This window comes from Acinetobacter gyllenbergii, from assembly GCF_001682515.1.
Lineage (GTDB): Bacteria > Pseudomonadota > Gammaproteobacteria > Pseudomonadales > Moraxellaceae > Acinetobacter > Acinetobacter gyllenbergii.
In genome coordinates, this window is record NZ_KV575261.1 from 663,176 (window position 1) to 688,417 (window position 25,242).

Below are 25,242 nucleotides of genomic sequence, written 5' to 3' on the forward strand. Positions count from 1 at the left end.
ATCATTCCTATTCAATAAATAATAAGGCTAAACGGACTTGATCATACGCCATTCGCGGACTAGTAGCTTCCACAATAGGACGTAATTTAATTGCACCATCATCAGTAAAATGTTCAGGATTTTTACGTTTATGCAGACGCTTATAAATCTTGCGCACTTCTTCAATCACTTCATCGCCTGGACTGGCCACCGAAATATCCAAGCCCTGCTCTTTATGCAGACGTGCTAGATGATTGATAATCGTTGCAGGGGTTAAACCACGCTCATGTGCAATATCTTCAATTTCATAACCCTCTTCAAATAAAGTACGGGTTTCATCCAAGGTCGCTGCGGCATAGTTCTGTTTGGCACCCTTGGCAATTTTCTTTTCATTACGGGCAATTTCAGTGGCATTCAATGTGCCACCACAATGTCGAATAAAAGCATTATGCTGGGTGGTTAAATCAATATTTTCAAAGTTGGTTTCTGCTTCAGTCGATAATTCCTGAAAACGGCGATCTGCTTTAATCGCCAAGCTATCTAGTTCAAGTGCCTGTTCATTAAAGCCAAGTAGTTTCAGCCCCGTCAGTGATTTTAAACGTGATAAAGCGACATAGCCCTGACCTTTTTCAAAGGTATGAGTCAGATTAATCTCTGCGGCTTCCAAAGTCATTCCCTGACTTTTATGGATCGTAATCGCCCAAGCCAAACGCAAAGGAATTTGTTGGAAACTGGCAATCGCCTTCCCTGCTTCATTTTCAATCGACCATGTTTCAGGCTCAACCAAGAAGGTTGTGCCATCGGTCAATTTCACTTTAGGCAAGATTCCCTGTTTATCATCTTCTTCAAAACCAATCACTTCACCCAAGCTGCCATTGATATAACCCATATCAAAGTTGTTTTTGACAAACATCACTTTGGCATTTTTCTTTAAGGTCAGTTCTTCAGGCGCACGCACCGATGATTTTAAGGTTTCCATCAACTTTTCATTGCCATCGATAACCGCATTGAACTGATGGCTTTCATTGTCGATTTCATTGAGATGCTGATAATTAATATTATCGACATCCATATTGTGCGTATATAAACGGGTAAAGGTCTCGCCAATATCGTGCTGGCGCGATTGCTGCAAAGCACTAATATGGTTGCTTTGAATATTCTGGGCACGAATCGCATTTAAAATCTGATTGAGAATTTCATCATCCTGACGATGCTGTTCCGTTAAATAGCAGACACGGAATTTAGCTTCGACCCATGCATCAGACATAAAGCAGAATTTATCGCGATTGCTTTCATCCTTTTTACCAACGGGCGGTAACTGAAAGAAATCACCTGCCACAATCACCTGAATCCCACCAAAGGCTTCGTCACTTTCTTTAAAGTATTTCAGGACTTGATTGACCAGATTCAGTTGCTTGGCGTGCAACATGGAAATTTCATCAATAATCAGAACTTGGGCATTTTCTAAATGCTCTTTTAAATATTTACGTTCTTTCATTCGCTTGAGGTCATCATCACTCAAACGATCTTTAATTCCAATCCCTGCCCAAGTGTGAATAGTCATACCATTCATATGGGTTGCCGCGATCCCTGTCGAAGCGGTAATTGCCACAGGTACTTTACGCGCTTTGAGATAATGGATGTATTGATTAAGCGTATAGGTTTTTCCTGCACCTGCTGAGCCCGTTAAAAAAACATTTTCGCCAGCTTTAAGTAACTTGAGTGCAGTCTCTTGTTTCATAATTTCTTCAGTCAAAATCAACAGCGCATAGCTTAACGATTTTTTACCCAAAATAAAAATGCAAAGCGAAATCTCACCGAATTTCCTTACCTAATCTCCAACATTGTTGAACGCTTGATGTCGCATAATTGCATTGACATACAGATGATTTCATTTAATGTGGTTGTTAATGAATTCAGACTTGATCTATAAAAATGACTACTTCAAATCTCTATACATATCAAACAGATATACTAGGCCAAGATTATCAGCAACTGACCTTAAATTTCGCTGATGATTATGATGGAAAAGTTGTTGCTACTTTGGTTCGCAAGAAGGCTGCTGAAGCGACCAAAAAAGCGGTTTTATATATTCATGGTTTTGCAGACTATTTTTTCCAAAAAGAAATGGCTGAACAATTTAATCAGCATGGCTACGATTTTTACGCTCTTGACCTGAGAAAATATGGTCGCTCTCACCTCCCTCACCAAAAATTTTACTATGTGCTTGATTTACGTGAATACGATGCTGAGATCAGCAAAGCACTGGAAATTATCGGTCAAGAAAATCACAATCAAGTGCTACTGGCAGGCCATTCAACTGGCGGTCTAATTGCCACCTTATATGCTGCACATTATCCAGACCATCGCTTAATCAAAGCAGTCTGGAACAACAGTCCATTCTATGATTTCTATAAAAGTGTGCTTGAGAAAAAAGTGGGGATTCCACTCTTGAGCGAAGTAGGCAAACGCCTACCGAATGGCAAATTTCCAAGTGGTCTAAACCAATGGTATACCCCAAGCTTACATAAAGATTTTTATGGTGAGTGGGATTTCAATCTGGATTGGAAACCAAAAACCATGCCTTTTGTGCACTTGTCTTTTGTGACGGCGATTCACGAAGCGCAAAAAGAAATTCATCAAGGTGTGACTTTAAATGTACCGACTTTGATCATGCATTCACATCAATCCAATAATCCAAGAAAATGGGGAATCGACGCTCAACAAAGCGATGTGATTCTCGATGTCAAAGACATGACCCAGAATGCCAAGAAAATGAAAGGTGATGTACAAACCCTGTCCATTCAAAATGGTCTGCATGATTTGGTGTTATCCGCACCGCCTGTGCGTGCACAGGTTTATAAAGATCTGTTTGCTTGGTTAGCAGAAAAAATCCAGTAATACTGACGACCCTTCTCAATATCAGGATGCTCAGTGGTCATGGTACTTGCTGAGCATATTTTTAGCAGGATGCGAAGCTGGCAGTAATTCCAGTAAACGTTCAGCGGCATCCACCGCTTCAGGTGAATAGGCCAAATGCTTCAATAAAACGTCACTGCCCTGTGTCTGAAAAATCGCATGACTCAAACGGGATTCCAAGCCATCTCGCCATGCACATAAAAATGGGCTTTCAGTTTTGGCCAAAAAGATGCCCGTATAACATTGCAGTGCGGTACTGATATAACCGGCATCCAAGGCTTGCTCAAGTTGCAAGAAATCTGCCTCAATGGCAACGTTGAGACGATAAGGTCGTGAACCAAGTGCATCACCCAAACGATCCCTTAAATGCGACATTTCTGCCTTTAAGGTCCCAATACTAACTTTACGCTCACCATAGAGAGCCTGATGTAAATTCTCTAAATTCAATCCCTGCGGGCACAAGGCCAAAATCACCAGAATTTCAATTTGTCTTGGAGTTAAAGTTAAATTCCGTCCGTTCAGCAAGACCTGTGCCGTATTTAAAGTCCGAAAATACAGATGCTGCTGTTGTAACTCCTGCACCGCCATTTGCAAAATTGCGGCACAACGCTCGACCGCTAATAGCCCTAAACTATTGTGGTTTTCCCATGTGGTCGATAAATCCACCACACCTAAAACCTGCTTGGAATAAGGGTCAATAATCGGTGCAGCATAACAAACCCAATCATGCACCGATGCCATATAGTGTTCATTGGAAAATACACAACTCGATTTACGGGTTTTGAGTGAAAGTGCCAAAGCATTGGTACCAACCAACTCTTCCTGCCACTGCCCCCCTGCAACAAAGTGAACTTGTTCAGCAGCATTGCGCATCTGTGTGCAAGATGCTGTCCAGATTATGGTACTGCCCATATCACCGACAGCAAGCACCATTGAAGACTGTTCTGCAATATGTTTAAGATCTTCCCGACAAGCTTGCAAGGCCAAGCTGAGTGAACTTCTTGGTTCAGTCAATTGATTAGATAAAGGGGCAGCCAGACGTTCTTTAGGAATATCAGCCAAACTCGAACGCTCCCATGAGCTGGCAATACTCTGTTCCATTTTTTCAGCATGCTGCGGGTTGAGGCTACTTTGCGTTCTCAGTTGTTCAACCTGCTTGCGCTGTTGCAATAATTCCTTTTTTGTATGCATTTGTAATTCCCTACGTCCTTGACATGCAATTCCAACCTTTTTCCAACCTTTGCCGCGATATGTTCAGTGTTAATAACGTACTTGGTACTTTATTTAAAAATATCACAACACATAAAGGAGTATGTCTATGCGCTATATTGATCCCAATCAATCTGGTTCAAAAATCCATTTCAAAGACCAGTATGAAAACTTTATCGGTGGGCAATGGGTTGCACCAGTCAAAGGAGTTTACTTTGACAATATTTCCCCTGTCGATGGCAAAAGTTTTACCCGTATTCCTCGCTCCAGTGCCGAAGACATTGAACTGGCACTGGATGCTGCCCATAAAGCCAAAAAAGAATGGAACAAATCCTCTCCGACCACACGCTCTAATTTGCTACTAAAAATTGCAGACCGCATGGAAGCCAATTTGGAAATGTTGGCGGTTGCTGAAACCTGGGATAACGGTAAGCCAGTCCGCGAAACACTAGCAGCAGATATCCCATTAGCCATTGACCATTTCCGTTATTTTGCAGGCTGTATCCGTGCTCAGGAAGGTGGTATCTCCGAAATTGATGAAGATACCATCGCCTACCATTTTCATGAGCCACTCGGTGTGGTGGGGCAAATCATCCCTTGGAACTTCCCGATTTTGATGGCGGCATGGAAACTGGCCCCCGCATTGGCAGCAGGTAACTGTGTAGTAATCAAACCTGCCGAACAAACCCCAGTCGGTATTTTATTGGTGGCGGAACTGATACAGGATCTATTACCAGCAGGTGTCCTCAATATCGTCAATGGTTATGGTGCTGAAGTTGGTCGCCCACTGGCCACCAGCCCACGCATTGCCAAAATTGCGTTTACTGGCTCAACCCAAGTTGGGCAATTGATTATGCAATATGCCACGGAAAACATTATTCCTGTGACTTTGGAGCTCGGCGGAAAATCACCGAATGTATTCTTTGCCGATGTGATGGATCATGATGATGATTTTCTTGATAAAACCCTTGAAGGTTTCGCGATGTTTGCGCTGAATCAGGGTGAAGTCTGCACCTGCCCATCTCGTGCTTTGATTCAAGAAAGTATCGCCGATCAATTTATGGAAAAAGCCATCGAACGGGTCAAGCGAATTAAGCTTGGACATCCACTCGATACCGACACCATGGTCGGCGCACAAGCATCCTTAGAACAACAAGAAAAAATTCTACGTTGTATTGATACAGGCCGACAAGAAGGTGCTGAAATACTCTTAGGTGGGCATGGTCGTAACGAGGTAGGTAATGGTTATTACATCGAACCGACCATCTTCAAAGGTCATAACCAGATGCAAGTATTTCAGGAGGAAATTTTTGGTCCGGTGCTGTCTGTCACTACATTTAAGGATTTTGATGAAGCCATCCAGATCGCCAATGACACCATGTATGGTTTAGGTGCTGGGGTCTGGTCACGTTCAACCCATACCGCCTATCGTGCTGGTCGAGCCATTGAAGCGGGTCGAGTTTGGACCAATTGTTATCACATCTACCCAGCTCATGCTGCATTTGGAGGCTATAAAAAGTCAGGTGTAGGCCGTGAAAATCATAAAATGATGCTCGATCATTATCAACAAACCAAAAACTTGTTGGTGAGTTATTCAACCAAAGCGATGGGCTTTTTCTAAGTTTGTCGAACGATAAAAATACCGTATAAGTCTTGCGAAAAGAGCTTATACGGTATTCGACAACCTGATGTTCATTGCTCAATAAACACGCTCTTTCCCCCACAAAACTGGATGATCCAAGCGAATAAAAATTAAATTTTGGCACAAGGTGTGCAACATCGGCATTGCTTTTGCATCTTGCTGATGAGACCCATACACGGAGCTTTGTATGAACAATCAAGACCCTATTTCTGCACTTTCAGCATCAACAACATCTTCCGAAGACTATTTTGCCCAAAGAAAACTCAAGCAAGGTGCCGTGGGCTGGTTATTACTGATCGGTTTAGGGGTCGCCTATGTCATTTCAGGTGATTTCGCTGGCTGGAATTTTGGTATTGCACAAGGCGGTTGGGGTGGCATGTTTGTTGCCACCGCAGTTGTTGCCGTGATGTATCTGTGCCTATGCCTTGCCATGTCTGAAATGGCGACCATGCTGCCAACAGCGGGTGGCGGTTATAGTTTTGCGCGTATCGCATTTGGCCCACTCGGTGGTTATTTAACAGGTACCGCAATTCTGATTGAATACGCGATTGCACCTGCAGCGATTGCGGTCTTTATTGGTGCCTATTGTGAATCGTTATTTGGCATTGGCGGCTGGCAAGTTTATTTAGCCTGTTATCTCATTTTTATGGGTATTCATCTCAAAGGTGCTGGTGAAGCCCTCAAAATTATGTTTGCCATCACATTGGTTGCGGCAATTGCACTGGCTGTTTTTATTGCTGCGATGCTGCCTCATTTTAATTCGCAGAATTTGTTTGATATTCCTGCGGGGCAACAATTTGGCGCAAGCAGCTTTTTACCCTATGGCTATTTAGGCATTTGGGCAGCTGTTCCCTATGCAATTTGGTTTTTCTTGGCTGTTGAAGGTGTGCCCTTAGCCGCAGAAGAAGCTAAAGATCCGGCCAAATCACTGCCACGCGGACTGATTGGTGCGATGTTAATTTTAACCGCATTTGCCCTACTGATTTTATTTTTGGGCGCAGGTGCAGCCGGTGCCAGTACCTTGCAACACTCCAGTGCACCATTAGTCGATGCGCTCGTCAAAGTCTATGGTCAAGGCACATGGTTGGCAAACTTTGTCAATTTTGTCGGCCTTGCTGGACTCATCGCCAGTTTCTTTTCGATTATCTATGCTTATTCACGCCAAATTTTCGCCCTCTCCCGTGCCGGCTATTTACCTACATCGCTGTCATTGACCAATAAAAATCATGCCCCTTATTTAGCCATCATTATTCCTGGCATTATTGGATTCTTCTTGTCCTTAACTAAAGAAGGAGATTTACTGATTTTAATTGCAGTCTTCGGTGCGACCATTTCTTATGTCTTGATGATGCTGTCACATATTAAGCTCCGCGTATCTCGGCCCTTAATGCACCGCCCCTATAAAACACCTGGTGGTATCGTAACCTCGAGCATTGCCTTAATTTTAGCTGCCATCGCAGTTGTCGCAGGTTTTCTGGTCAATCCTAAAGTGTGGTGTATTGCAGCAGGCATTTATATGGTCTTTATTGCCTATTTTATCTTTTATAGCCGCCATCAACTCATTCAAGGAACGCCAGAAGAAGAGTTTGCCCAGATCACCGCAGATGAAAAGCAATAATCAGGAAGATTAAGGAGAAGCGCATGCGTTACCGTCAAATCGTCGCCCAACAACACTATCAGTTTGCTGATCTTAAAACCTTGCTGGCAAAAGCCACCCCTTTACGTTCTGGCGATCAACTAGCAGGCGTTGCGGCACAGGATGCAACTGAACGTGTTGCTGCACAAATTACGCTGGCAGATGTGCCTTTAAAAAACTTTTTAAATGAAACCGTGGTGGACTACGAAAGCGATGAAATTACCCGTCTGATTATTGATGAACATCGTGCTGATCTGTTTGCACCGATTGCACATTTTACAGTGGGTGATTTCCGCAACTGGTTACTAAGTGAAGATGCAACTACAGACAAACTGCAACAACTTGCAGCAGGTCTCACACCTGAAATGGTTGCAGCTGTCAGTAAAATTATGCGCAATCAAGACTTGATTTATGTTGCAAGCAAATGTGAAGTGGTGACCAAGTTCCGTAATACTATTGGCTTGAAGGGACATTTATCCACCCGACTGCAACCCAACCATCCTACCGATGATGTACTGGGCATTTCCGCCAGTATTTTGGATGGTTTAATGTATGGCAATGGTGATGCGGTGATCGGGATTAATCCTGCAACCGATAATCTGCATAATTTATCTGAACTGTTAAAACTGATCGATCACGTCATTCAGGAATATCAAATTCCGACCCAGTCTTGTGTTCTGACCCATATCAGTTCAGGCATTCAACTGGCAGAAAAAAATGTTCCAATTGACCTGATGTTTCAATCCATCGCAGGTACACAGAAAGCCAATGAGGGTTTTGGTATTTCTCTTGCCATGCTACAAGAAGGTTATGAAGCGACGTTGGCTTTAAACCGCGGTACGCTCGGCAACAATGTGATGTACTTTGAAACAGGCCAAGGCAGTGCCCTGTCCAGCAATGCACACCACGGCGTAGATCAACAAACCATTGAAGCGCGTGCCTATGCCGTGGCGCGTAAATACAATCCTTTATTGGTCAATACCGTAGTTGGTTTTATTGGCCCTGAATATCTGTATGACGGCAAACAAATTATCCGTGCGGGTCTGGAAGATCATTTCTGCGGCAAACTGCTCGGTCTGCCGATGGGCTGTGATATTTGCTATACCAATCATGCTGATGCCGACCAAAACGATATGGATGTGCTGCTGACCCTATTTGGTACGGCGGGAATTAATTTTATTATGGGCATTCCGGGTTCAGACGATGTGATGCTGAATTATCAAACCACTTCCTTCCATGATGCACTATACCTCAGACAACTGCTTGGGCTACAGCCTGCACCTGAGTTTGCATCTTGGTTAGAACAGCAAGGTATTTTAAAACAGCAACAACAGCATATTCATTGGGCAGAACAGATGCCTGCTCAATTCTCCAAGTTATTGATGCATTGAATTGAGGAGAATCAAATGAAACTTTCCAAAGACATTCAATTTCCTGCACAGGCGCATCAAGACCCGTGGGAAACCCTAAAACAGTTTACCGATGCCCGTATTGCCATTGGACGTGCAGGTTGCAGTATCCCAACCCGCGCTTTACTGGATTTCCAACTCAGCCATGCTCAGGCCAAAGATGCGGTTTTTCAGTGCTTAAATGTTGAATTGCTGACTGAGCAATTACAGCAATTGGGGCTCAATCCCATCCATGTGCAAAGTCAGGCAGAACATAAAGAGCTGTATTTAAAACGACCTGATTTAGGACGTTTACTTTCAACCGATTCGATGCAACAACTTCAGCAGATGCAACAACTTCAGCAGAGTTATGATGTCTGCATCGTGATTGGTGATGGTTTATCTGCCCGCGCCATTGAAGAAAATGCACTGCCTTTTATACAGGCACTAATCCAGCCTTTTGCAGAACAACAATGGTCTTTAGCACCCGTTGTGATTGCCACAGGCAGTCGTGTTGCTTTAGGTGATGAAGTCGCTGAAATTTTTCAGGCAGGTATGCTGATTATGCTGATTGGTGAGCGTCCCGGTCTCAGTTCGCCTGATAGCATGGGGCTCTATTACACCTTGGATGCATTCAGTGGCTGTCTGGATTCACAACGCAACTGTATTTCCAATATTCGTCCCGCAGGATTAAGTATTCCGATTGCTACTCAACGCTTATTGGCTTTAATGCATAACTCCAAACGACTGGGGCTTTCTGGCGTTGACTTGAAGGATGAACATGTTATTCCAACTCTAGAAGACAATCATCAACCTAAACTGCTTTTTTAAAATGGCGATGTGGGCAATACTATTTTTAAGCGCCGCCCACAGCGTACAACATCAAGACATCTGTCTTAAAAATGATTTAAGATACAACATAATTTTTATCCAATTGGTACTCGGTTATGACCCTCGCCGCTCATCTCAAAACTGTTTATGCCATTCAACATCTTGCTTTTGAAGACCTAGGCTCATTAGAAGATATTTTTTATCAATTCGGTTTCCGTGTCCGTTATTTCGAAGCGGGTGTCGATGATCTGAGTCCTGCACTTAATTATGAAGGCTTAACCGTAATTCTTGGCGGTCCAATCGGCGTCTATGAAACCGAGGACTATCCATTTTTAGTAGATGAAATTGCAGGTTTAAAACAACGTTTAAAAGCCAATAAACCAACGATTGGGATTTGCTTAGGTGCACAACTGATTGCGCATGCATTGGGTGCAAAAGTCTATGCAGGACACCAAAAAGAAATCGGTTGGAGTCAGTTGGACATTAAAGTAGTTGAACATAATCCTTTAACTGCACTGGAAAATGTCGAAGTCCTGCATTGGCATGGCGATACCTTTGATTTGCCTCCAAATGCAACTTTATTAGCAAGTTCTGCAATTTATCCAAACCAAGCTTTTTCTATTGGCAACAATATTTTGGCACTGCAATTTCATCTTGAGGTGGTTGGGCAAAGTTTTGAGAAATGGCTGATCGGGCATACCTGTGAAATACGCCATGCAGGCTTATCCATTCCTCAATTGCGTCAAGATAATCAAGCTTATGCAGCACAGTTGGAACAGCAGTGCCGATTGGTCATTCAAACATTCTTAGACCATCTGAATGTTTAAAGCTTGCTATTTTAGAACTGTAATAAAGCCCAACATTAAATCGCTGGGCTTTTTGATGGTTCATCCATAAAGTCTGTTGCACCAATGTTAAAGCTGTGTTGTTGTCTGCATTGGCAGTAATCGAGAATCCTGAATTGCTGCAATACGATGTCCATTTCCCTTCATGCACTCTGGGTTCTGTGCAAACGACATAAAACTATCAATGGATGTTTGTTTTACCAACATCACAATGTCCCAATACTCATCAGAGGGGCCGATAAAAAATTCACCTGCATTGGCAAGCAGTAAAATATCGCCACCCGTTTGCTGTAGAAATGGACGTGTATGGTCGATATAGCGCTGAAAAGCCTCTCGCCCTGTAATTGGGGTTGCTGGTGCTAAATCTGGACAATCTGAATAATCCGCCACTTGCTTCAATCGAAGCAAGTTCAACATGACGACCTCCCCTTGAAGATGTCGCTTAAATAAACGAATTCCATCCTCTTGTGTTGGAAAAATATACGCGTCTTTCATTTTGCCTCCCCTTTAAACTTTTAATTTATTTAACAAAAGCTGTAGCGTCTTGATTTCCTCTTGATTGAATAATGCAAAGATAGAATCAACCGTATGCTCGACCGTCGTGATCGCATTGCTAAGAAGTTCTTGACCACTTACACTCAGTACAACAAAGCTTTGTCTCGCATCGCGTGGATGAACCGTCTTTACGATCAGTCCAGTTTTTTCCATAGGTTGTAACACTCTGGTGACACCAGAAGCTGTTAGTGCAACTTTATGGGCCAATGAGATTCGATTTAATCCCACCTCAGGCACCAGACCAAGGTGATACATCAGAATGAATTCCGTCAGATTAATTCCGTGTACGCTAAGCGCCAGATCAAGTTTTTTACTCAATAAAGAACCAACAAGGTGTTGATCCAGTAATAATTCAAGCTTATTCATAACTAATTTCAATACCGACACAATGCTTGCAATATACTTGACAACTCAAGTATATTGCAAGCATTGTATCTTACTTTTTTGAGATGAAGCATGAATGAGGTCTCTACAAACAATCTCTATCTCCACTACGATATCTTTGGCGCTGAGCATGAAAATACCATTCTATTAATTTCAGGATTAGGTACTCAGATGATTCATTGGCGTGATTTATTCTGTCAAATGCTTGCTCAAAGAGGCTTTCGAGTCATTCGATTTGATAATCGAGATGTTGGTTTGTCAACACATTTGCATGATCAACCCGCTCCAGAATTGAATGATCTGATCCATGCTAGCCAAAATGGCGAGAACATTAAGATTGCTTATACGCTTCACGATATGGTTGAAGATACAGTGGGATTACTTGATGCTTTAGCAATTGATCAAGTCCACATTATTGGACGCTCTATGGGTGGGATGATTGCCCAACTGATGGCAAGTACTTACCCTAAAAGAGTCAAGAGCTTGATATCCATTATGTCGAGTACAGGAAACCCAGCGCTTCCAAGTGCCCAAGCTGATGTTATGGCGCTGCTCACCTGCCCCAGTCCAGATCCACATTTGAATAAAACTGATTTTTTTCTGCATAAACTGCATTTTGCAAAATATATCTCGAGCCCTCGATTTAGTTTTGACGAAAATGCATATTTAAAACTTATTTCGGAGGAATATGACCGCAATTACGATCCAGATGGACTAAAAAGGCAAATTGCTGCAATTGCAGCAACCGGTGATATTCGCTCATACCTCGCCTGCATCATTGCCCCGACACTGGTGATTCATGGCACAGAGGATTTATTAATCCCGATTGCATGCGGCCAAGATAGCGCAAAGTCTATTTCTGGCGCAAAGCTGTTAAAAATTGAGGGTATGGGACATGATTTGCCAACTGATCTCTATCAATTCATCATCGATGCGATTGCTGCCCACATCCAACAAGCAAGGCATCACCAAGATCAGTAACAAACCGACCGACCAACAATCGCACAATGCGATACACCGATTTAAAATAAAATGCTTAAAAAACCCATTAGCAGCAGAAATAAAAAGCCGATTTGAAAACAAATCGGCTTTATTAAGATCAAGACAATAAATTCAAAACTTATTTCTTGTCAGCTTTAAAGCTATCTTTCAGATCCAAAATACGGTTAAACACCGGCTTATCCGTTTGATGATCATATTGATCCGCAACAAAATAACCTTCACGTTCAAACTGGAAACGATCTTCAGGTTTTGCTTGGGCTAAAGCAGGCTCAATCACCGCTTGTACCACTTGCAGCGATTCTGGATTTAAATGTACCAAGAAATCATCATCTGCATCTGGTGCTGCTTCGTTAAACAAACGATCGTAAATACGAACTTCCGCAGGTACACCTTTGCTCGCAGAGACCCAATGAACCACACCTTTCACTTTACGCCCTTCAGGGTTTTTACCTAAAGTTTCAGGGTCGATTGAACACTTCAACTCAACCACTTCACCATTCGCATCTTTAATCACTTCATCGCACTTGATCACATAAGCATGGCGTAAACGCACTTCACCCTCAGGAATCAAACGTTTGAAACCTTTTGGTGGTACTTCTTCAAAATCTTTACGATCAATATAAAGTTCACGCGTTAACGGAATAATACGTTCGCCCATATCCACGTTTGGATGACGTGCATGAGTGAGATCCAATTCTTCAGGTAAATTGGTCAAGGTTACTTTCAATGGATTGAGTACTGCCATGCCACGTGCGGCGGTATTTTCCAATGACTGACGAATACAGAACTCAAGCATTGCCACATCGACAATACCATCCGTTTTAGAAACACCAACACGCTTACAGAAATCACGCAGACCTTCAGCGGTAAAACCACGACGACGCATTCCCACAACCGTTGGCATGCGTGGATCATCCCAGCCCTGTACATAATTGCCTTCAACCAATTTACGCAATTTACGTTTAGAAGTAATTGTATAGTCAATATTTAAACGTGAAGATTCATACTGACGCGGTACGGCTTGCGAATGCACTTTCTCTACAATCCAGTCATAGAATGGACGATGGTCTTGGAATTCTAAAGTACACAATGAGTGAGTAATACCTTCAATCGCATCCGACAATGGATGAGCATAGTCATACATTGGGTACATTTTCCATTTATCACCGGTTTGGTGATGCTCTGAATGCAATACACGATAAAGAATCGGATCACGCATATGCACGTTCGGGCTAGCCATATCAATTTTGGCACGGAGGACAGCACCACCCTCTTGAATTTCACCATTACGCATTTGTTCAAAACGCGCAAGGTTCTCTGCAACGGTTGCATCGCGATACGGCGAGTTTTTACCTGGCTCAACGAAATTACCACGGTTCAGCTTGATTTCTTCTGGGGTTTGCAAATCAACATAAGCATCCCCTTGTTCAATCAATTGAACAGCCCATGTATAAAGTTGATCGAAATAACCTGATGCATAACGAGGCTCACCATTCCAGTTAAAGCCCAACCATTTCACATCATTGGCAATACCATCAACGTATTCTTGCTCTTCGGCATCTGGATTCGTGTCATCGAAGCGTAAATTACATAAACCTTCGAACTCTTCAGCGATACCAAAGTTCAAACAAATCGCTTTCACGTGACCAATATGTAGATAACCATTTGGCTCAGGCGGGAAACGTGTCACTACTTTTTGGGTACGACCTTCTTTAAGATCATCGGTAATCACTTGACGAACAAAGTCTAAGCCTGCCTGTTGTTCTTGCTGCGCGGCATCGACAGAGGCATGGGTATTCGGCGTCGGGGTCTTTGGCAGTTCAGAAACAACATCATTTGGCTTCATAGGGTGTAAATCACTTCTTACAGTTAAAAATGGGAAATAAAAACGCAATCTTTGCTATTTATGAAAGATTTTAACGTTTTTTACTTGCCTTGTAGTTTACAGTTTGCTTATGCTTCTCTCAACCAAAAACCCATGGTCAATTTGCCCATGTTTAGGAGATTAATGTAATGAGTTTTCCTCAAGTCGAATTAAACACCAACAAAGGTCGTATTGTTCTTGAGCTTAACGCTGAAAAAGCACCAAAAACGGTTGCAAATTTCTTAGAATATGTACGTGACGGTTTCTATGACGGCGTAATTTTCCACCGCGTGATTGATGGTTTTATGATCCAAGGCGGTGGCATGGACGAAAACTTCAAAGAAAAAGCAACCCGTGATTCAATCGAAAACGAAGCTGACAACGGCTTAAGCAACGATGAAGGCACAATTGCAATGGCGCGTACTCAAGCTCCGCACTCTGCATCTGCTCAATTCTTTATCAATGTTAAAAACAACTCTTTCTTAAACCACACTGGTAAAACAGCACAAGGCTGGGGTTATGCAGTATTTGGTAAAGTTGTTGAAGGTCTTGATATCGTAGAAGCGATCAAAGGCGTACGTACAGGTAACCGTGGTTATCACGCAGACGTTCCTTTAGAGAACGTTGTTATTGAATCTGCTAAAATTATCTCTGAATAATTTTATCCAACAGGATTCTTTGTGACTTATCTGTTTATTTCAGATCTACACTTGTCACCTGATCACCCTCGACTCGTTCGAGGGTTTTTAGCTTTATTGAAACAATATCAGGATAAAAACACGCAGCTCTATATTTTGGGTGATTGGTTTAACGCTTGGATTGGGGATGATTACACCGCCCCATGGTTAGATGAAATTGTCAGCGCTTTGCAAAAATTCACCGCAGCGAATAACCAAGTTTATTTCCAAGTGGGTAATCGTGATTTTGCCTTAGGTCAAAAATTCTTAAAACAATTCGATGGCATCTTACTGCCTGACGTTTATACCTTAAATATTCAGCAACATACGTTCCGACTGGAACATGGAGATGCGCTCTGTACCGATGATGTTGCTTATCAACGTTTTCGTAAAGTGATTCGAAACCCTCTACTACTCGGCTTTCTGAAAAGCTTGCCACTCAGCTTTAGACAAAAACTGGCCAATGGTTTCCGGAAAAAAAGTAGCGAAACCAAACAGCTGAAAAGCTATGACATTATGGATGTCAATGCTCAAGCAGTCGAATCCGTGATTGAACGCGTTGATTATTTAATTCACGGTCATACCCATCGTCCAGAGATTCATCATGTCCTGAATAAACAACGTATTGTTTTGGGGGACTGGCGAGCAGATTCAGCTTGGATTTTAGAACTCAACCCACAAGAAAATTATCAATTAGATTTTAAACAGTGGCATTATTAATACACAAGAAATGTAAGTAAAATCAATAAATTAATATAAATTTATTTAAATAGAATTTACTATCCATATCACATAGCTGCAATTTTTAGTTTCATTTTATTTAGCATAACTTAACAATATTCACCTATATTGAATTTATACTACACAATTCAGGATGAATTTTCGATGCTAAAAAGAATGTCTTTTCTCACTTTGTTAATTATTTCGACCAACTCTGCTTTCGCAGATGACTCAAATCTCATAAATGAGGCAGAAGCTTTAGCAATTGATGCAAAATTCTATGCAGCTTCATATGATGTACCTTATGATGAGGCCATACGAAGATTATTGATTATGCATGGGACATCTTCTGATATTTCCAATATTAGAAACAATGTAAAAGGTGATCTACAAGGAATGTATTTTGACAACAGTAAAAATGACTTTGCTTTAAAAGTGAATGTCGCGAATTATGCTAAAAATTTACCAACGTCATTAACGGTTAAACCTAAGACTTCACAAGCAGTCCAAAGCATTATATCTAGTAAAGGCAATTCTAATTTAAGAAAACAATTTAATATTAGCGATGCAGACATCAGAACAGTGGCTACACAATATTCACAACCATTGTCTGCTCCTATTAATTTCAGTCAACAAAATTATAAAACAAAAGAACAACGTTTAAAGAATATTGAATCTAAACGAGAGCAGCTAAAAAAATCACTCCCAGAACTACAATTAGTCTATGACGATGAGAAAACAGGACATGCTAAAGTCTATGTTAAATCTGATAAAGGCAATGCAAAACAAATAGCAGAAGATCTTTTAGCTGTTCCTGTTGAGATTAGTGTTGTTCCTTTTGGGGGAAGAGTGGCTACTCGAGGAGGGTCACCTTTAAAAAGCTCGAATATTCCTGTTTGTTTTAGTGGCTTTATAGGTAAACGCCTTTCTGATAATAAGTTGGGCATAATTACAGCTGGTCATTGTGCAAATGATAAAAACTACTCTAATTATCAATATACTGATAAAAGATGGGACGACATATTCAATAAACACCCTACCTGCGAATCAGCCCATTACTAGTGGATGGCGTGATGACAGTGTTGCCGACCTTGGATTTCTTCCAGCAGGAACATCTACAGCCCAAGCCGCTAAAGCCGAATTTTATGCAGATTCAAGTGTCAATTTTCGAAAGTTAACAGCGACAAAAACTCGTACAGGAACTCCATATGATAATGGTACAGTTAATGGTGCATATATTTGCCATTTGGGCAAAACAGGTGAACTTGTAAGTACACTTACACAAAGTTGTGGTGAGGTGGATAGTATAAATAGCTCGAATGCAGATGGTAATGGCAATACATTTGTTGTTGTAAAAAATACCAATGGGAATGCAGGGCATGATCATACAACTGGACAAGGTTCTTTACGTTGCTATCCTGGAGACAGCGGCGGTCCTTGGTTTGCATTAACCACTGGGTATGGAATCATGCATAGCTGTGCATGGCAAACACAAAATAACTCTTCTACACCAGTGACTATAGCGATCTATACAAGTCTCGATTATTTAAATTCTATAGGTACTGCCATTGTTACACAATAAATTACCCCAACTATTCATAATAGGGCTTTCTTGTTTTGTATTTAGTGGCTGTACCACTAAATCGAAATCTGCAAGCACACCTATACCTCAGGTAGAAAATATTTCACAGAATGAAATCAACTTAATGACATACCAGAAAATGGGCAAAGGGTCCCGACTCACTTTTATTTTGGGTGTACTTCAGAAGGATATAAATAAGTGTATCTATATTTCCACTGGACAGAGAGATATCCCTATTATTTTTCCAAATAGTTTTAAAGTAAAAAATAATATTATTTCAGATGGGAATATCGAACTTGAAATTGGCCAAAAAATCATGGCAATAGGACATGTAACTTCAGTAGATAATGCAATCTCTACTTTAAACATTCCTTATTATGATTGTTTAAATAAAAAAGAAATCGTTTGGATCTATGGACAATAAATTTATAAACATAGGGTAAATAACAATGGCAGGACATGATGTCAAGATCATGTTCCTGCCAAGTTATTCAATATAAGTAGCTTTGTTTCATAAAAATTTAAGGCTGTACTAGATTTGCATTATGCTAATCTAGTACAGCCTTAAATTTTAAAATCGAGTAAATGACGGATGGATACTTTAGCTACAGCAAAAACACGTTACGCCACAAAAGCTTATGATGCAGAGAAAAAAATTCCTCAAGCGCAGTTTGAAAAACTACTCGAAATTTTACGTTTCAGCCCTTCTTCGGTAAATATTCAACCTTGGCACTTCTTGGTTGCTGAATCTGATCAAGCAAAGCAGCGTATCGCATCAGCATTGACAGGCAATTACATCTATAACGCTGCCAAAGTTCTCAACTCTTCACATACGCTCGTATTTTGTACCCGTACTGATATTTCTGCTGAGTACCTAGAGCAACTCTTACAGCAAGATGATCTCAGTGGTCGCTTTAAAGATGAAGCAGCAAAACAAGGCCAGCGAGATACCCGTTCTGGTTATGTTGAGTTTTATCGTAATGAACTTAAAAATCTTCCTGCATGGATGGAAAACCAGACTTACCTTGCACTCGGACAACTGTTGTTTGCAGCAGGTTTAGAAGGCATTGATGCCACCCCAATGGAAGGATTTGACCGAACACTGATTGATCAAGAGTTTGGATTAACCGAAAAAGGGCTAAAAGCCTCTGTGGTTGTTGCTTTAGGTTATCGCAGCGAAACGGACTTCAATGCCAAACTACCTAAATCACGACTCCCAGATGAGGTTGTTTTTACCCGTCTCTAATGATTTATTCTCAGGGAGTAACGCTGCTTACTCCCTTATTTTATTTCATCATTGCTTTGGCCAAACACAGAACTGCGACCATCCCACTGATCAATCCAATCCAGGTATAGGCCTTTAACCGTTCTTTAAATAGTACCACGCCACTGAGTACCCCCAATACCACGACAAGAATATTCATGCCCGCAAAAACAATCGCAGGAGTTTCTTTAAATAGCATGTGGGCTTTTACATATAAGGCGATATTGGCAAAATTCAGCACACCTAAAAACAAACCGGTAAAAATGTTTTTAGGCTGCCAGTTCGGCTGAGTAATTGCGATATAAGCAATGGATAGAATGAAGGCTGCAATAAACGTTAAATTCAGCGTGACCGCAAACTGTAAACCTAAGCTACTACTATATTTTAGCAATACATCAATCGCAGCATAACCCGCCCAGACACTAAACAAAAACAAGGCTGATTTTAAATTCACGCCTTTACTTGCCTGTTCCGTGGCTTGACCGATGATAATCGCTAAAATCGCGATGATTCCTAGCCCCACTCCAATTAATTTTAATTGGCTAAACTGCTCGCCAAAAATAAAATAGGCTGCTAATAACGAAAGTATCACGGCTAAGCGCTGAGCAATCTCCGTTTTCAGAATCCCAGCAAATTGCAAAGACTTTGCTAAGCATAAAAATATACTGGGCAATAACACGGCTAAAGTGAGAATTAACCACCATGGGGTATTATTTAAAGAGATATGTGTAATATCAGTTTTAAACCAATAAAAACATAAGAGACTTGCGCTTAAATAATTCCACGCAATCATTTGAAAAACATCGAATCCCTTTGCTTTTAGGTATTTCAGTAAAATCGAAACCAATACACTACAACATGCCGCGGCTACAATCATTTCCATAGTATTTATTCTAGCTTTCTCATAGACAAAAAAATGCCAGTCTATTCTAAGACTGGCATTTTATTAAAGATCATCGATCAATTAACGATTGTTTTCGTCTTCTTGACCATCTTCAAATTTAGTTTCGCCGTCGAAGCCACCTTGATGACCGAAGCCACCTTGACCACCGAAGCCACCTTGACCGCCGAAGCCGCCGCCTTGACCACCGAAGCCACCTTGACCACCAAAGCCACCTTGACCACCGAAGCCGCCGCCTTGACCGCCGAAGCCGCCTTGACCACCGAAGCCGCCACCTTGACCACCGAAGCCACCAGCAGCGCCTTGACCACCGAAGCCACCAGTCGCACCTTGTGCAGGGAAGCCACCAGCAGTACCTTGAGCACCAGCTGGACGTGGGTTACGCGCAGGAACAACTGTAGAAATCGCGTGTTTATAAACCATTTGACTTACAGTGTTTTTCAACAAAACAACATATTGGTCAAATGACTCAATATGACCCTGCAATTTGATACCGTTTACAAGGAAAATAGAAACTGGAATACGTTCTTTACGGAGAGAATTTAAGAACGGATCTTGTAAAGTTTGACCTTTAGACATTTTTAACTCCAAAAAATTTTTAAATCAGCGCAAAAAAACTATCTTTATTTTTCAACTAAAAATTATAAAAAGACAGCCTGCGAATTTTGCTTTATCCAAAGAAGTTTCGCAAGTCTTCTTTCGCCTGCTTTATCGTCACGTAAGTTTTAAAATCGTGTAATTCTTGCAAAGAACGTAACCAAGTGTATTGACGTTTGGCTAATTGCCTCGTCGCAAAAAGGGCTTTGTTCTCCATTTCTACTTTATTTTTGAGACTTAGGTCACTTTTTAGTAAAAAATCCAAAGCTTGACGATAACCGACGGACCGCATGGACGGTAAATTATCATTTAAATCGTATTTTTTAATCAATTCCTCTACTTCATTTAAAAAACCAATGTTCCACATTTTGCTTAATCTTTGCTCAATGCGTTGATGTAATTCTAAACGATCTGGCATCAATGCGTAGTTATGAAATATGTAACGATATGGTTGATTTTTGGGCTGTTCAGCTTGTAGTTTTGTTATCGGCTCGCCTGTAATTCGATAGACTTCCAATGCTCGAATAATCCGTTGTTTATCTGAGACTTTAAATTTTTGCCCTGCAACAGGATCAACAGCTACTAACTCATCATAAACCGCTTGCCAGCCTTCATGATCAGCCTTAGCAACAATTGCATCACGGATTGCTTGGTCAGCATTTGGCAAATTATTCGCTAGCCCTTCTAACAGTGCTTTAAAATATAGCATTGTGCCACCGACTAAAATCGGGGTTTTACCGCGTGCATGCATATCATCGACCAATGGGCAGACATCTTCAACAAATTGTGCTGCTGAATAAACCTCTAAAGGCGTAATAATATCAATCAAATGATGCGGATATTGTTGTTGCTCTACTTTGGTTGGCTTTGCTGTGCCAATATCCATATCTTTATACACTAAAGCCGAATCTACCGAAATCAGCTCGAAATTACCACGCTCATAGAGTTCACATGCCAATGCAGTTTTACCACTTGCGGTAGGCCCCATTAAATTGATGACGGGCAATTGATTTGACATGTAAAACTACTCTCCTCGAGCAAATAATTTATCTAATTGATGAAGTGGAAATGCGCGCCAAGTCGGACGACCATGATTACATTGACTGGCAAATTCGGTTTGTTCCATTTGACGCAATAAAGCATTCATTTCAGATAGGCTTAACTGGCGATGTGCACGTACAGCACCATGACACGCCATACCCGCAAGTAGCTCATCACGTTTTTGCAATAAACCTCGCGCCTCGTCATTCGGATCAAGATCATTTAACAATTCAGGAACTAAATTTCCGAAATCAGCTTTATGCAAAATCGCAGGTACACCACGCACAATCACCTGCTCATCGCCATACTGATCAATTTCCAGACCTAAACGCTGCAATTGTGGTTGTAAATCTTCAACGCGAGTCGCTTGCATTCGCGTAATCGAAACAACTTTAGGAATCAATAGTTGCTGTGAGGTCCAGAATTCAGGTTTATCCCATGCCGACTTCATCTGCTGCAACAAAATACGTTCATGTGCTGCATGCATGTCCACAATAATCAGGCCTTCAGTATTTTGCGCCAAAATATAGATGCCATGCAGTTGTGCGATTGCGATTCCTAAAGGAAACTCATCCACACGTGATGGTCCTTGATCATTTCCATCTTCTGTTTCTTCACGTAAAGGCGCTAAATAGCTTTTGAGTGCATTATTTAACTGTGCAGAGCTGTTATAACGTGGTTCTTGTGGTGTTGAATTATACTGCACTGCTTGTGGACGGCTTTGATTAAACTCAGTCAATAAATCTGTCGAAACAGCAACCTGCTGATTGGCTTGTCGCTCAGGCTCAGCGACTGCTCGATGCAAATTAAATTGTTCTTGGTATTTAGGTTGAGGCTGATAATTAAAGTGTTCTGTTGCACCCTCATCTGTTTTCATTGCCTGTGCTAAATCTGCACTGGCGGTCTGAAATTGAGACAAAGTTGCTTTAGCATAGTGACGTACAAATTCATGTACTTCACGCTGATTTAAAAAACGAATTTCATGCTTGGTCGGATGTACATTCACATCAATATTTTCAGGATCAACTTCTAAAAACAATAAATAAGATGAATGTTGATGACCATGCAAAATCCCTTCATAGGCCATACGTAAAGCGTGTGAAATGGTTTTATCTTTGACAATACGACCATTCACATAGACATATTGCATGTCAGCTTGCGCACGTGCATCAGAAGGATGTCCCAACCAGCCCGACAAACGCATATTGATACTTTCAGCATCAATCCAGTAGGCATTTTGAATAAACTGTTGACCCAATAATTGCTGAACACGTTGATAACGTAACTCACCGCTATCCGCCACAGGCAGATTTAAACGAATATTATCGTTATGTTCCAGTACAAAGCGAATATCAAAATGCGTCAATGCCAAACGGCGCACAATTTCTTCAATATGATTAAATTCAGTGCTTGGTTTTTTTAAGAATTTACGACGCGCTGGTACATTAAAAAAAAGATCTTGGACACGAATATGCGTGCCTTTTTGAGCAGCCACTGCTTGGATCTGTTGATGATCGAATGCCGTACCATTCACTTCAACCTGATATCCTACACCCTGCTCATCTTGGCTACTGGTCAAAGTTAAGCGTGATACAGCTGCGATTGATGCTAATGCCTCACCACGGAATCCTAAACTAACAATGGCATGTAAATCATCTGCAGTTTGAATTTTACTGGTGGCATGACGCATCACAGCCAAAGGTAAATCCTCAGCGTGAATACCATTACCATTATCAATGATTTCAATCAGGGTCGAGCCGCCTTGTGCCACTCGAATAATCAGTTCAGTTGCACCAGCATCAATCGAGTTTTCTAATAATTCTTTGACTACTGATGAGGGACGTTCAATCACCTCACCCGCAGCAATCTGGTTGGCTAAGGCAGCATCTAGGGTATGAATACGACGAGTTGAATCATGCGCCATTCAATTGTTCCTGCAAAGTTTGAGATAAAGCATCAGACGCCGTGGTCAAAGTCACGAATCGAGTCAATTCATCTTCCGATTTTTGAATATCAATCACAATATCTGGTTTTGGAATTTCATCACCACCTTTCGATGGCCATTCAAATAAAAATAAAGCATCAGGTGTATCTAAATAATCACGGATACCCATTAACTCTAACTCATAGGGATCATTCAAACGATACAGGTCAAAATGAAAGATCTCTTTACCTTGAATGGTATAAGGTTCAACCAAGGTATAAGTTGGACTTTTGACCGAACCCTGGTGCCCTAAATTTTGTAGAAAATAACGGGTAAATGTGGTTTTTCCTGCACCCAAATCACCAATTAAATAAATAATGCCTGAGTGCACATGCTGAGACAGTATTTGTGCAAAATGTTGAGTGTCTTGTTCATGATTTAGAGTAAATTTCACTGAAGATGACATGGCAAATAAAACAAAATTGGAATGGCAGCTATGATAACATTGCCCTGCTTTAAAGCCTAATCCATAGAAAGAAGTTGCTACTTTTTAATCCAATTACTATTTCAATTTTAAAGGATAGAAATGTCTTCCGAATCTTTATATATAGAGTGTGAATGTCATGGTCAAAATTACGCTGCAGTTGTATGTGGACATTTGATTCGTAATAACAATAATCAACCTCTAGGCTTTATTGAAAATGTTTCAAACCCAACAAATCTGCAAGGATGGTGTTTAGCATGTGAATATGTTTTTACTCAAGAAAATGGTATGACAGATAAGTTTCATAATTTTAATAAAATGACTGTTGTATGCACTCAATGCTATAACGAGATAAAGAGTAAACATGATATCTACCCAGTTCTGCAATCTTCATAAAGCTGCTATTTACTAAATATGATTGATTCTACAATTCTCTTCCATCCCCCGCTCATCAATGGTGTCAGCGCCAGTAAAGTCTTTTTACCTCATGATGTTTCGGTACATACCATTTTTGATTATCTCTGCCAACACTTCCCCCATATTCTAGCGAGCGAATGGCAACAGCGTTTTGCAGATGAGCTAATTTATGCAGCAGATGGGACCAAACTCAAATTTGACAGCCCCTATACCCCCAATACGCATATTTTCTACTATCGTTTCCTTGCTCACGAAATTCATGTGCCATTTCAGCATGAAATTTTATTTGAAAATGATGATCTACTTGTCGTCGACAAACCGCACTTTTTAACCATGAGTCCGACAGGTCAATATGTGCAAGAAACCCTTTTGGTCAGACTAAAAAAACAAACAGGCTACGTCGACCTTACCCCCATTCATCGACTTGATCGTGAAACTGCAGGTGTGGTTCTATTCTGTAAAAAGGCAAGCTCAAGAGGCATCTATCAACAACTTTTTGCCGACAGAAAAGTGCAAAAAACCTACCATGCAATCGCAGCTTATCGCTCTGAACTGCATTTTCCGCAAATTTTGCAGCTCCATTTAGAAAAAAGTCAGCCTTTTTACACCATGCAAATTGATCCAAAAAAACCAGCTAATACTGAAACTTTGCTTGAATTATTGATGCATGATCAATGCTATGCCAAATATAAACTCAGCCCTAAAACAGGCAAACAACATCAATTGCGTGTTCATTTAAATTATCTGAATATTCCAATACTTAATGATTCTTTTTACCCAAATATTCAACATAAAGCAGAAGATGATTTTAGCCAACCTTTACAATTACTGGCCAAAGAAATTCAATTTTTTGACCCAATTTTAAAACAGGAAATGCGCTTTAGCTCTCACTTTGAACTTGCATTGCCACCACAACGTAATGACAAAAATTCTATTTTTTCACTTCAAAAATATTGAAATTACATTGCAATGGTTTAAAATACATGACGATAACTAAAAATATGTGGTTACTTTCTTCATGCGAAAAACAGAAGTTTATCAGGTTCGCCTCGATTCACAGGAAAAGAAGCAAGCTTTTGCTGTATTTAAACAGCTAGGGATCTCCCCTGCTCAAGCTGTTCGCCTTTTCTTCAAACAAGTGGTGCTGACCAAGTCAATTCCTTTTGCGATTGAAAACCAGAACATCAACATGGAACAGTTGCTTAAACTGCGTAAATCTAAAGCCGCAGCCAATGCTGAAAATCCATCTCTAACCGAGATTGAAGATGATCATGAAGATTTATTTGAAGAGTTGAATGCACTGCTTGGTGAGAGTGACAAAACTTAACAATGTTGCATTTATAAACAAGTTTTTATTTTTTAAGCTGAATTTTTTTCGCTA

General features: G+C 41.0%; 26 protein-coding genes. 16 read left to right on the forward strand and 10 right to left on the reverse strand.

The features are described 5' to 3' along the window. Nucleotides 1–7 precede the first annotated feature (7 nt). A complete protein-coding gene (locus tag NG55_RS03310; protein WP_016660291.1) occupies nucleotides 8–1,720 on the reverse strand; it encodes an AAA family ATPase in 1,713 nt (570 codons plus the stop codon). A 194-nt stretch (nucleotides 1,721–1,914) separates the two neighbouring features. Here NG55_RS03310 and NG55_RS03315 point away from each other — a divergent pair, with 194 nt between their 5' ends. Then, complete coding sequence (locus NG55_RS03315) at nucleotides 1,915–2,880, forward strand: alpha/beta hydrolase (RefSeq protein ID WP_065342329.1); 966 nt, start codon at nucleotides 1,915–1,917, stop codon at nucleotides 2,878–2,880. Nucleotides 2,881–2,910: 30 nt separating this feature from the next. Here the strand turns inward: NG55_RS03315 and NG55_RS03320 are convergent, their stop codons facing one another. Beyond that, the gene (locus NG55_RS03320) at nucleotides 2,911–4,089 is read right to left on the reverse strand and encodes a transcriptional regulator (RefSeq protein WP_065342330.1); all 1,179 of its coding nucleotides are present in this window, start codon (nucleotides 4,087–4,089) and stop codon (nucleotides 2,911–2,913) included. Nucleotides 4,090–4,216: 127 nt separating this feature from the next. On the opposite strand from NG55_RS03320, the gene exaC reads away from it, so the two are divergent. The 5 genes from exaC (at nucleotide 4,217) to NG55_RS03345 (ending at nucleotide 10,431) form a co-directional block, all read left to right on the forward strand. After that, nucleotides 4,217–5,728, forward strand: coding sequence for an acetaldehyde dehydrogenase ExaC (exaC, locus tag NG55_RS03325; RefSeq protein ID WP_016540997.1), 1,512 nt, complete (start codon nucleotides 4,217–4,219; stop codon nucleotides 5,726–5,728). A 208-nt stretch (nucleotides 5,729–5,936) separates the two neighbouring features. Continuing rightward, nucleotides 5,937–7,367, forward strand: coding sequence for an ethanolamine permease (gene eat, locus NG55_RS03330; RefSeq protein WP_016540995.1), 1,431 nt, complete (start codon nucleotides 5,937–5,939; stop codon nucleotides 7,365–7,367). 23 nt (nucleotides 7,368–7,390) lie between these two features. Then, a complete protein-coding gene (locus tag NG55_RS03335) occupies nucleotides 7,391–8,776 on the forward strand; it encodes an ethanolamine ammonia-lyase subunit EutB (protein WP_065342331.1) in 1,386 nt (461 codons plus the stop codon). Nucleotides 8,777–8,791: 15 nt separating this feature from the next. After that, nucleotides 8,792–9,604, forward strand: coding sequence for an ethanolamine ammonia-lyase subunit EutC (gene eutC, locus NG55_RS03340; protein ID WP_065342332.1), 813 nt, complete (start codon nucleotides 8,792–8,794; stop codon nucleotides 9,602–9,604). A gap of 116 nt (nucleotides 9,605–9,720) precedes the next feature. Next, nucleotides 9,721–10,431 (forward strand): glutamine amidotransferase, encoded by a 711-nt coding sequence (locus NG55_RS03345; protein WP_065342333.1) that lies wholly within the window; start codon nucleotides 9,721–9,723, stop codon nucleotides 10,429–10,431. An 87-nt stretch (nucleotides 10,432–10,518) separates the two neighbouring features. Here NG55_RS03345 and NG55_RS03350 read toward each other — a convergent pair whose 3' ends face one another. Both NG55_RS03350 and NG55_RS03355 read right to left on the reverse strand, forming a co-directional pair. Next, the gene (locus tag NG55_RS03350) at nucleotides 10,519–10,944 is read right to left on the reverse strand and encodes a hypothetical protein (protein ID WP_016164150.1); all 426 of its coding nucleotides are present in this window, start codon (nucleotides 10,942–10,944) and stop codon (nucleotides 10,519–10,521) included. A 12-nt stretch (nucleotides 10,945–10,956) separates the two neighbouring features. Further along, on the reverse strand, nucleotides 10,957–11,370 hold the full coding sequence (locus tag NG55_RS03355; protein WP_023270241.1) for a MarR family winged helix-turn-helix transcriptional regulator: 414 nt from the start codon (nucleotides 11,368–11,370) through the stop codon (nucleotides 10,957–10,959). Nucleotides 11,371–11,460: 90 nt separating this feature from the next. Between NG55_RS03355 and NG55_RS03360 the strand changes: the two genes are divergently transcribed. Further along, nucleotides 11,461–12,369 (forward strand): alpha/beta fold hydrolase, encoded by a 909-nt coding sequence (locus NG55_RS03360; RefSeq protein ID WP_065342334.1) that lies wholly within the window; start codon nucleotides 11,461–11,463, stop codon nucleotides 12,367–12,369. A 139-nt stretch (nucleotides 12,370–12,508) separates the two neighbouring features. On the opposite strand, the gene NG55_RS03365 is transcribed toward NG55_RS03360, so the two are convergent. Further along, the gene (locus NG55_RS03365) at nucleotides 12,509–14,236 is read right to left on the reverse strand and encodes a glutamine--tRNA ligase/YqeY domain fusion protein (protein WP_016540991.1); all 1,728 of its coding nucleotides are present in this window, start codon (nucleotides 14,234–14,236) and stop codon (nucleotides 12,509–12,511) included. A gap of 167 nt (nucleotides 14,237–14,403) precedes the next feature. Here NG55_RS03365 and NG55_RS03370 point away from each other — a divergent pair, with 167 nt between their 5' ends. From NG55_RS03370 to nfsB, 6 genes are all read left to right on the forward strand, one after another. Beyond that, nucleotides 14,404–14,913: a peptidylprolyl isomerase gene (locus NG55_RS03370; RefSeq protein WP_004661403.1), complete on the forward strand. Its 510-nt coding sequence runs from the start codon at nucleotides 14,404–14,406 to the stop codon at nucleotides 14,911–14,913. A gap of 21 nt (nucleotides 14,914–14,934) precedes the next feature. Next, a complete protein-coding gene (locus NG55_RS03375; RefSeq protein ID WP_065342335.1) occupies nucleotides 14,935–15,651 on the forward strand; it encodes a UDP-2,3-diacylglucosamine diphosphatase in 717 nt (238 codons plus the stop codon). A gap of 165 nt (nucleotides 15,652–15,816) precedes the next feature. After that, complete coding sequence (locus NG55_RS03380) at nucleotides 15,817–16,713, forward strand: S1 family peptidase (protein WP_228704148.1); 897 nt, start codon at nucleotides 15,817–15,819, stop codon at nucleotides 16,711–16,713. A gap of 235 nt (nucleotides 16,714–16,948) precedes the next feature. Then, nucleotides 16,949–17,233: a hypothetical protein gene (locus tag NG55_RS03385; protein WP_016540988.1), complete on the forward strand. Its 285-nt coding sequence runs from the start codon at nucleotides 16,949–16,951 to the stop codon at nucleotides 17,231–17,233. Beyond that, nucleotides 17,220–17,657, forward strand: a complete 438-nt coding sequence (locus NG55_RS03390; RefSeq protein WP_228704149.1) for a hypothetical protein — start codon at nucleotides 17,220–17,222, stop codon at nucleotides 17,655–17,657. Before NG55_RS03385 ends, NG55_RS03390 begins: the two co-directional genes overlap by 14 nt. A 168-nt stretch (nucleotides 17,658–17,825) precedes the next feature. Next, nucleotides 17,826–18,479, forward strand: a complete 654-nt coding sequence (gene nfsB, locus NG55_RS03395; RefSeq protein WP_065342336.1) for an oxygen-insensitive NAD(P)H nitroreductase — start codon at nucleotides 17,826–17,828, stop codon at nucleotides 18,477–18,479. A gap of 40 nt (nucleotides 18,480–18,519) precedes the next feature. Here nfsB and NG55_RS03400 read toward each other — a convergent pair whose 3' ends face one another. The 5 genes from NG55_RS03400 to tsaE all read right to left on the reverse strand — a co-directional run bounded on the left by NG55_RS03400 (nucleotide 18,520) and on the right by tsaE (nucleotide 23,426). Then, nucleotides 18,520–19,380, reverse strand: a complete 861-nt coding sequence (locus NG55_RS03400) for an EamA family transporter (protein WP_065342337.1) — start codon at nucleotides 19,378–19,380, stop codon at nucleotides 18,520–18,522. Between the two features lie 81 nt (nucleotides 19,381–19,461). Next, nucleotides 19,462–19,977 carry an RNA chaperone Hfq gene (gene hfq / locus NG55_RS03405; protein WP_016540984.1) on the reverse strand — a complete coding sequence of 172 codons (516 nt, stop codon included), beginning with the start codon at nucleotides 19,975–19,977 and terminating at the stop codon, nucleotides 19,462–19,464. A gap of 91 nt (nucleotides 19,978–20,068) precedes the next feature. Beyond that, a complete protein-coding gene (gene miaA, locus NG55_RS03410) occupies nucleotides 20,069–21,013 on the reverse strand; it encodes a tRNA (adenosine(37)-N6)-dimethylallyltransferase MiaA (RefSeq protein ID WP_065342338.1) in 945 nt (314 codons plus the stop codon). Nucleotides 21,014–21,019: 6 nt separating this feature from the next. Then, a complete protein-coding gene (gene mutL / locus NG55_RS03415) occupies nucleotides 21,020–22,960 on the reverse strand; it encodes a DNA mismatch repair endonuclease MutL (protein ID WP_065342339.1) in 1,941 nt (646 codons plus the stop codon). Beyond that, nucleotides 22,950–23,426 carry a tRNA (adenosine(37)-N6)-threonylcarbamoyltransferase complex ATPase subunit type 1 TsaE gene (gene tsaE / locus NG55_RS03420; RefSeq protein ID WP_023270251.1) on the reverse strand — a complete coding sequence of 159 codons (477 nt, stop codon included), beginning with the start codon at nucleotides 23,424–23,426 and terminating at the stop codon, nucleotides 22,950–22,952. Before tsaE ends, mutL begins: the two co-directional genes overlap by 11 nt. Before the next feature lie 120 nt (nucleotides 23,427–23,546). On the opposite strand from tsaE, the gene NG55_RS03425 reads away from it, so the two are divergent. The 3 genes from NG55_RS03425 to NG55_RS03435 all read left to right on the forward strand — a co-directional run bounded on the left by NG55_RS03425 (nucleotide 23,547) and on the right by NG55_RS03435 (nucleotide 25,188). Next, nucleotides 23,547–23,840 carry a hypothetical protein gene (locus tag NG55_RS03425; protein WP_023270252.1) on the forward strand — a complete coding sequence of 98 codons (294 nt, stop codon included), beginning with the start codon at nucleotides 23,547–23,549 and terminating at the stop codon, nucleotides 23,838–23,840. Between the two features lie 18 nt (nucleotides 23,841–23,858). Then, nucleotides 23,859–24,818: a pseudouridine synthase gene (locus NG55_RS03430; RefSeq protein ID WP_065342340.1), complete on the forward strand. Its 960-nt coding sequence runs from the start codon at nucleotides 23,859–23,861 to the stop codon at nucleotides 24,816–24,818. A gap of 61 nt (nucleotides 24,819–24,879) precedes the next feature. Beyond that, nucleotides 24,880–25,188 carry a type II toxin-antitoxin system RelB/DinJ family antitoxin gene (locus NG55_RS03435; protein WP_016540979.1) on the forward strand — a complete coding sequence of 103 codons (309 nt, stop codon included), beginning with the start codon at nucleotides 24,880–24,882 and terminating at the stop codon, nucleotides 25,186–25,188. Nucleotides 25,189–25,242 lie beyond the last annotated feature (54 nt).

Excerpts from the sequence above, each read along its gene's own strand:
- NG55_RS03310 (WP_016660291.1), bottom strand. The coding sequence starts at position 1,720 with ATGAAACAAGAGACTGCACTCAAGTTACTTAAAGCTGGCGAAAATGTT.
- NG55_RS03315 (WP_065342329.1), top strand. The coding sequence starts at position 1,915 with ATGACTACTTCAAATCTCTATACATATCAAACAGATATACTAGGCCAA.
- NG55_RS03320 (WP_065342330.1), bottom strand. The coding sequence starts at position 4,089 with ATGCATACAAAAAAGGAATTATTGCAACAGCGCAAGCAGGTTGAACAA.
- exaC (WP_016540997.1), top strand. The coding sequence starts at position 4,217 with ATGCGCTATATTGATCCCAATCAATCTGGTTCAAAAATCCATTTCAAA.
- eat (WP_016540995.1), top strand. The coding sequence starts at position 5,937 with ATGAACAATCAAGACCCTATTTCTGCACTTTCAGCATCAACAACATCT.
- NG55_RS03335 (WP_065342331.1), top strand. The coding sequence starts at position 7,391 with ATGCGTTACCGTCAAATCGTCGCCCAACAACACTATCAGTTTGCTGAT.
- eutC (WP_065342332.1), top strand. The coding sequence starts at position 8,792 with ATGAAACTTTCCAAAGACATTCAATTTCCTGCACAGGCGCATCAAGAC.
- NG55_RS03345 (WP_065342333.1), top strand. The coding sequence starts at position 9,721 with ATGACCCTCGCCGCTCATCTCAAAACTGTTTATGCCATTCAACATCTT.
- NG55_RS03350 (WP_016164150.1), bottom strand. The coding sequence starts at position 10,944 with ATGAAAGACGCGTATATTTTTCCAACACAAGAGGATGGAATTCGTTTA.
- NG55_RS03355 (WP_023270241.1), bottom strand. The coding sequence starts at position 11,370 with ATGAATAAGCTTGAATTATTACTGGATCAACACCTTGTTGGTTCTTTA.
- NG55_RS03360 (WP_065342334.1), top strand. The coding sequence starts at position 11,461 with ATGAATGAGGTCTCTACAAACAATCTCTATCTCCACTACGATATCTTT.
- NG55_RS03365 (WP_016540991.1), bottom strand. The coding sequence starts at position 14,236 with ATGAAGCCAAATGATGTTGTTTCTGAACTGCCAAAGACCCCGACGCCG.
- NG55_RS03370 (WP_004661403.1), top strand. The coding sequence starts at position 14,404 with ATGAGTTTTCCTCAAGTCGAATTAAACACCAACAAAGGTCGTATTGTT.
- NG55_RS03380 (WP_228704148.1), top strand. The coding sequence starts at position 15,817 with ATGCTAAAAAGAATGTCTTTTCTCACTTTGTTAATTATTTCGACCAAC.
- nfsB (WP_065342336.1), top strand. The coding sequence starts at position 17,826 with ATGGATACTTTAGCTACAGCAAAAACACGTTACGCCACAAAAGCTTAT.
- NG55_RS03400 (WP_065342337.1), bottom strand. The coding sequence starts at position 19,380 with ATGGAAATGATTGTAGCCGCGGCATGTTGTAGTGTATTGGTTTCGATT.
- hfq (WP_016540984.1), bottom strand. The coding sequence starts at position 19,977 with ATGTCTAAAGGTCAAACTTTACAAGATCCGTTCTTAAATTCTCTCCGT.
- miaA (WP_065342338.1), bottom strand. The coding sequence starts at position 21,013 with ATGTCAAATCAATTGCCCGTCATCAATTTAATGGGGCCTACCGCAAGT.
- mutL (WP_065342339.1), bottom strand. The coding sequence starts at position 22,960 with ATGGCGCATGATTCAACTCGTCGTATTCATACCCTAGATGCTGCCTTA.
- tsaE (WP_023270251.1), bottom strand. The coding sequence starts at position 23,426 with ATGTCATCTTCAGTGAAATTTACTCTAAATCATGAACAAGACACTCAA.
- NG55_RS03425 (WP_023270252.1), top strand. The coding sequence starts at position 23,547 with ATGTCTTCCGAATCTTTATATATAGAGTGTGAATGTCATGGTCAAAAT.
- NG55_RS03430 (WP_065342340.1), top strand. The coding sequence starts at position 23,859 with ATGATTGATTCTACAATTCTCTTCCATCCCCCGCTCATCAATGGTGTC.
- NG55_RS03435 (WP_016540979.1), top strand. The coding sequence starts at position 24,880 with ATGCGAAAAACAGAAGTTTATCAGGTTCGCCTCGATTCACAGGAAAAG.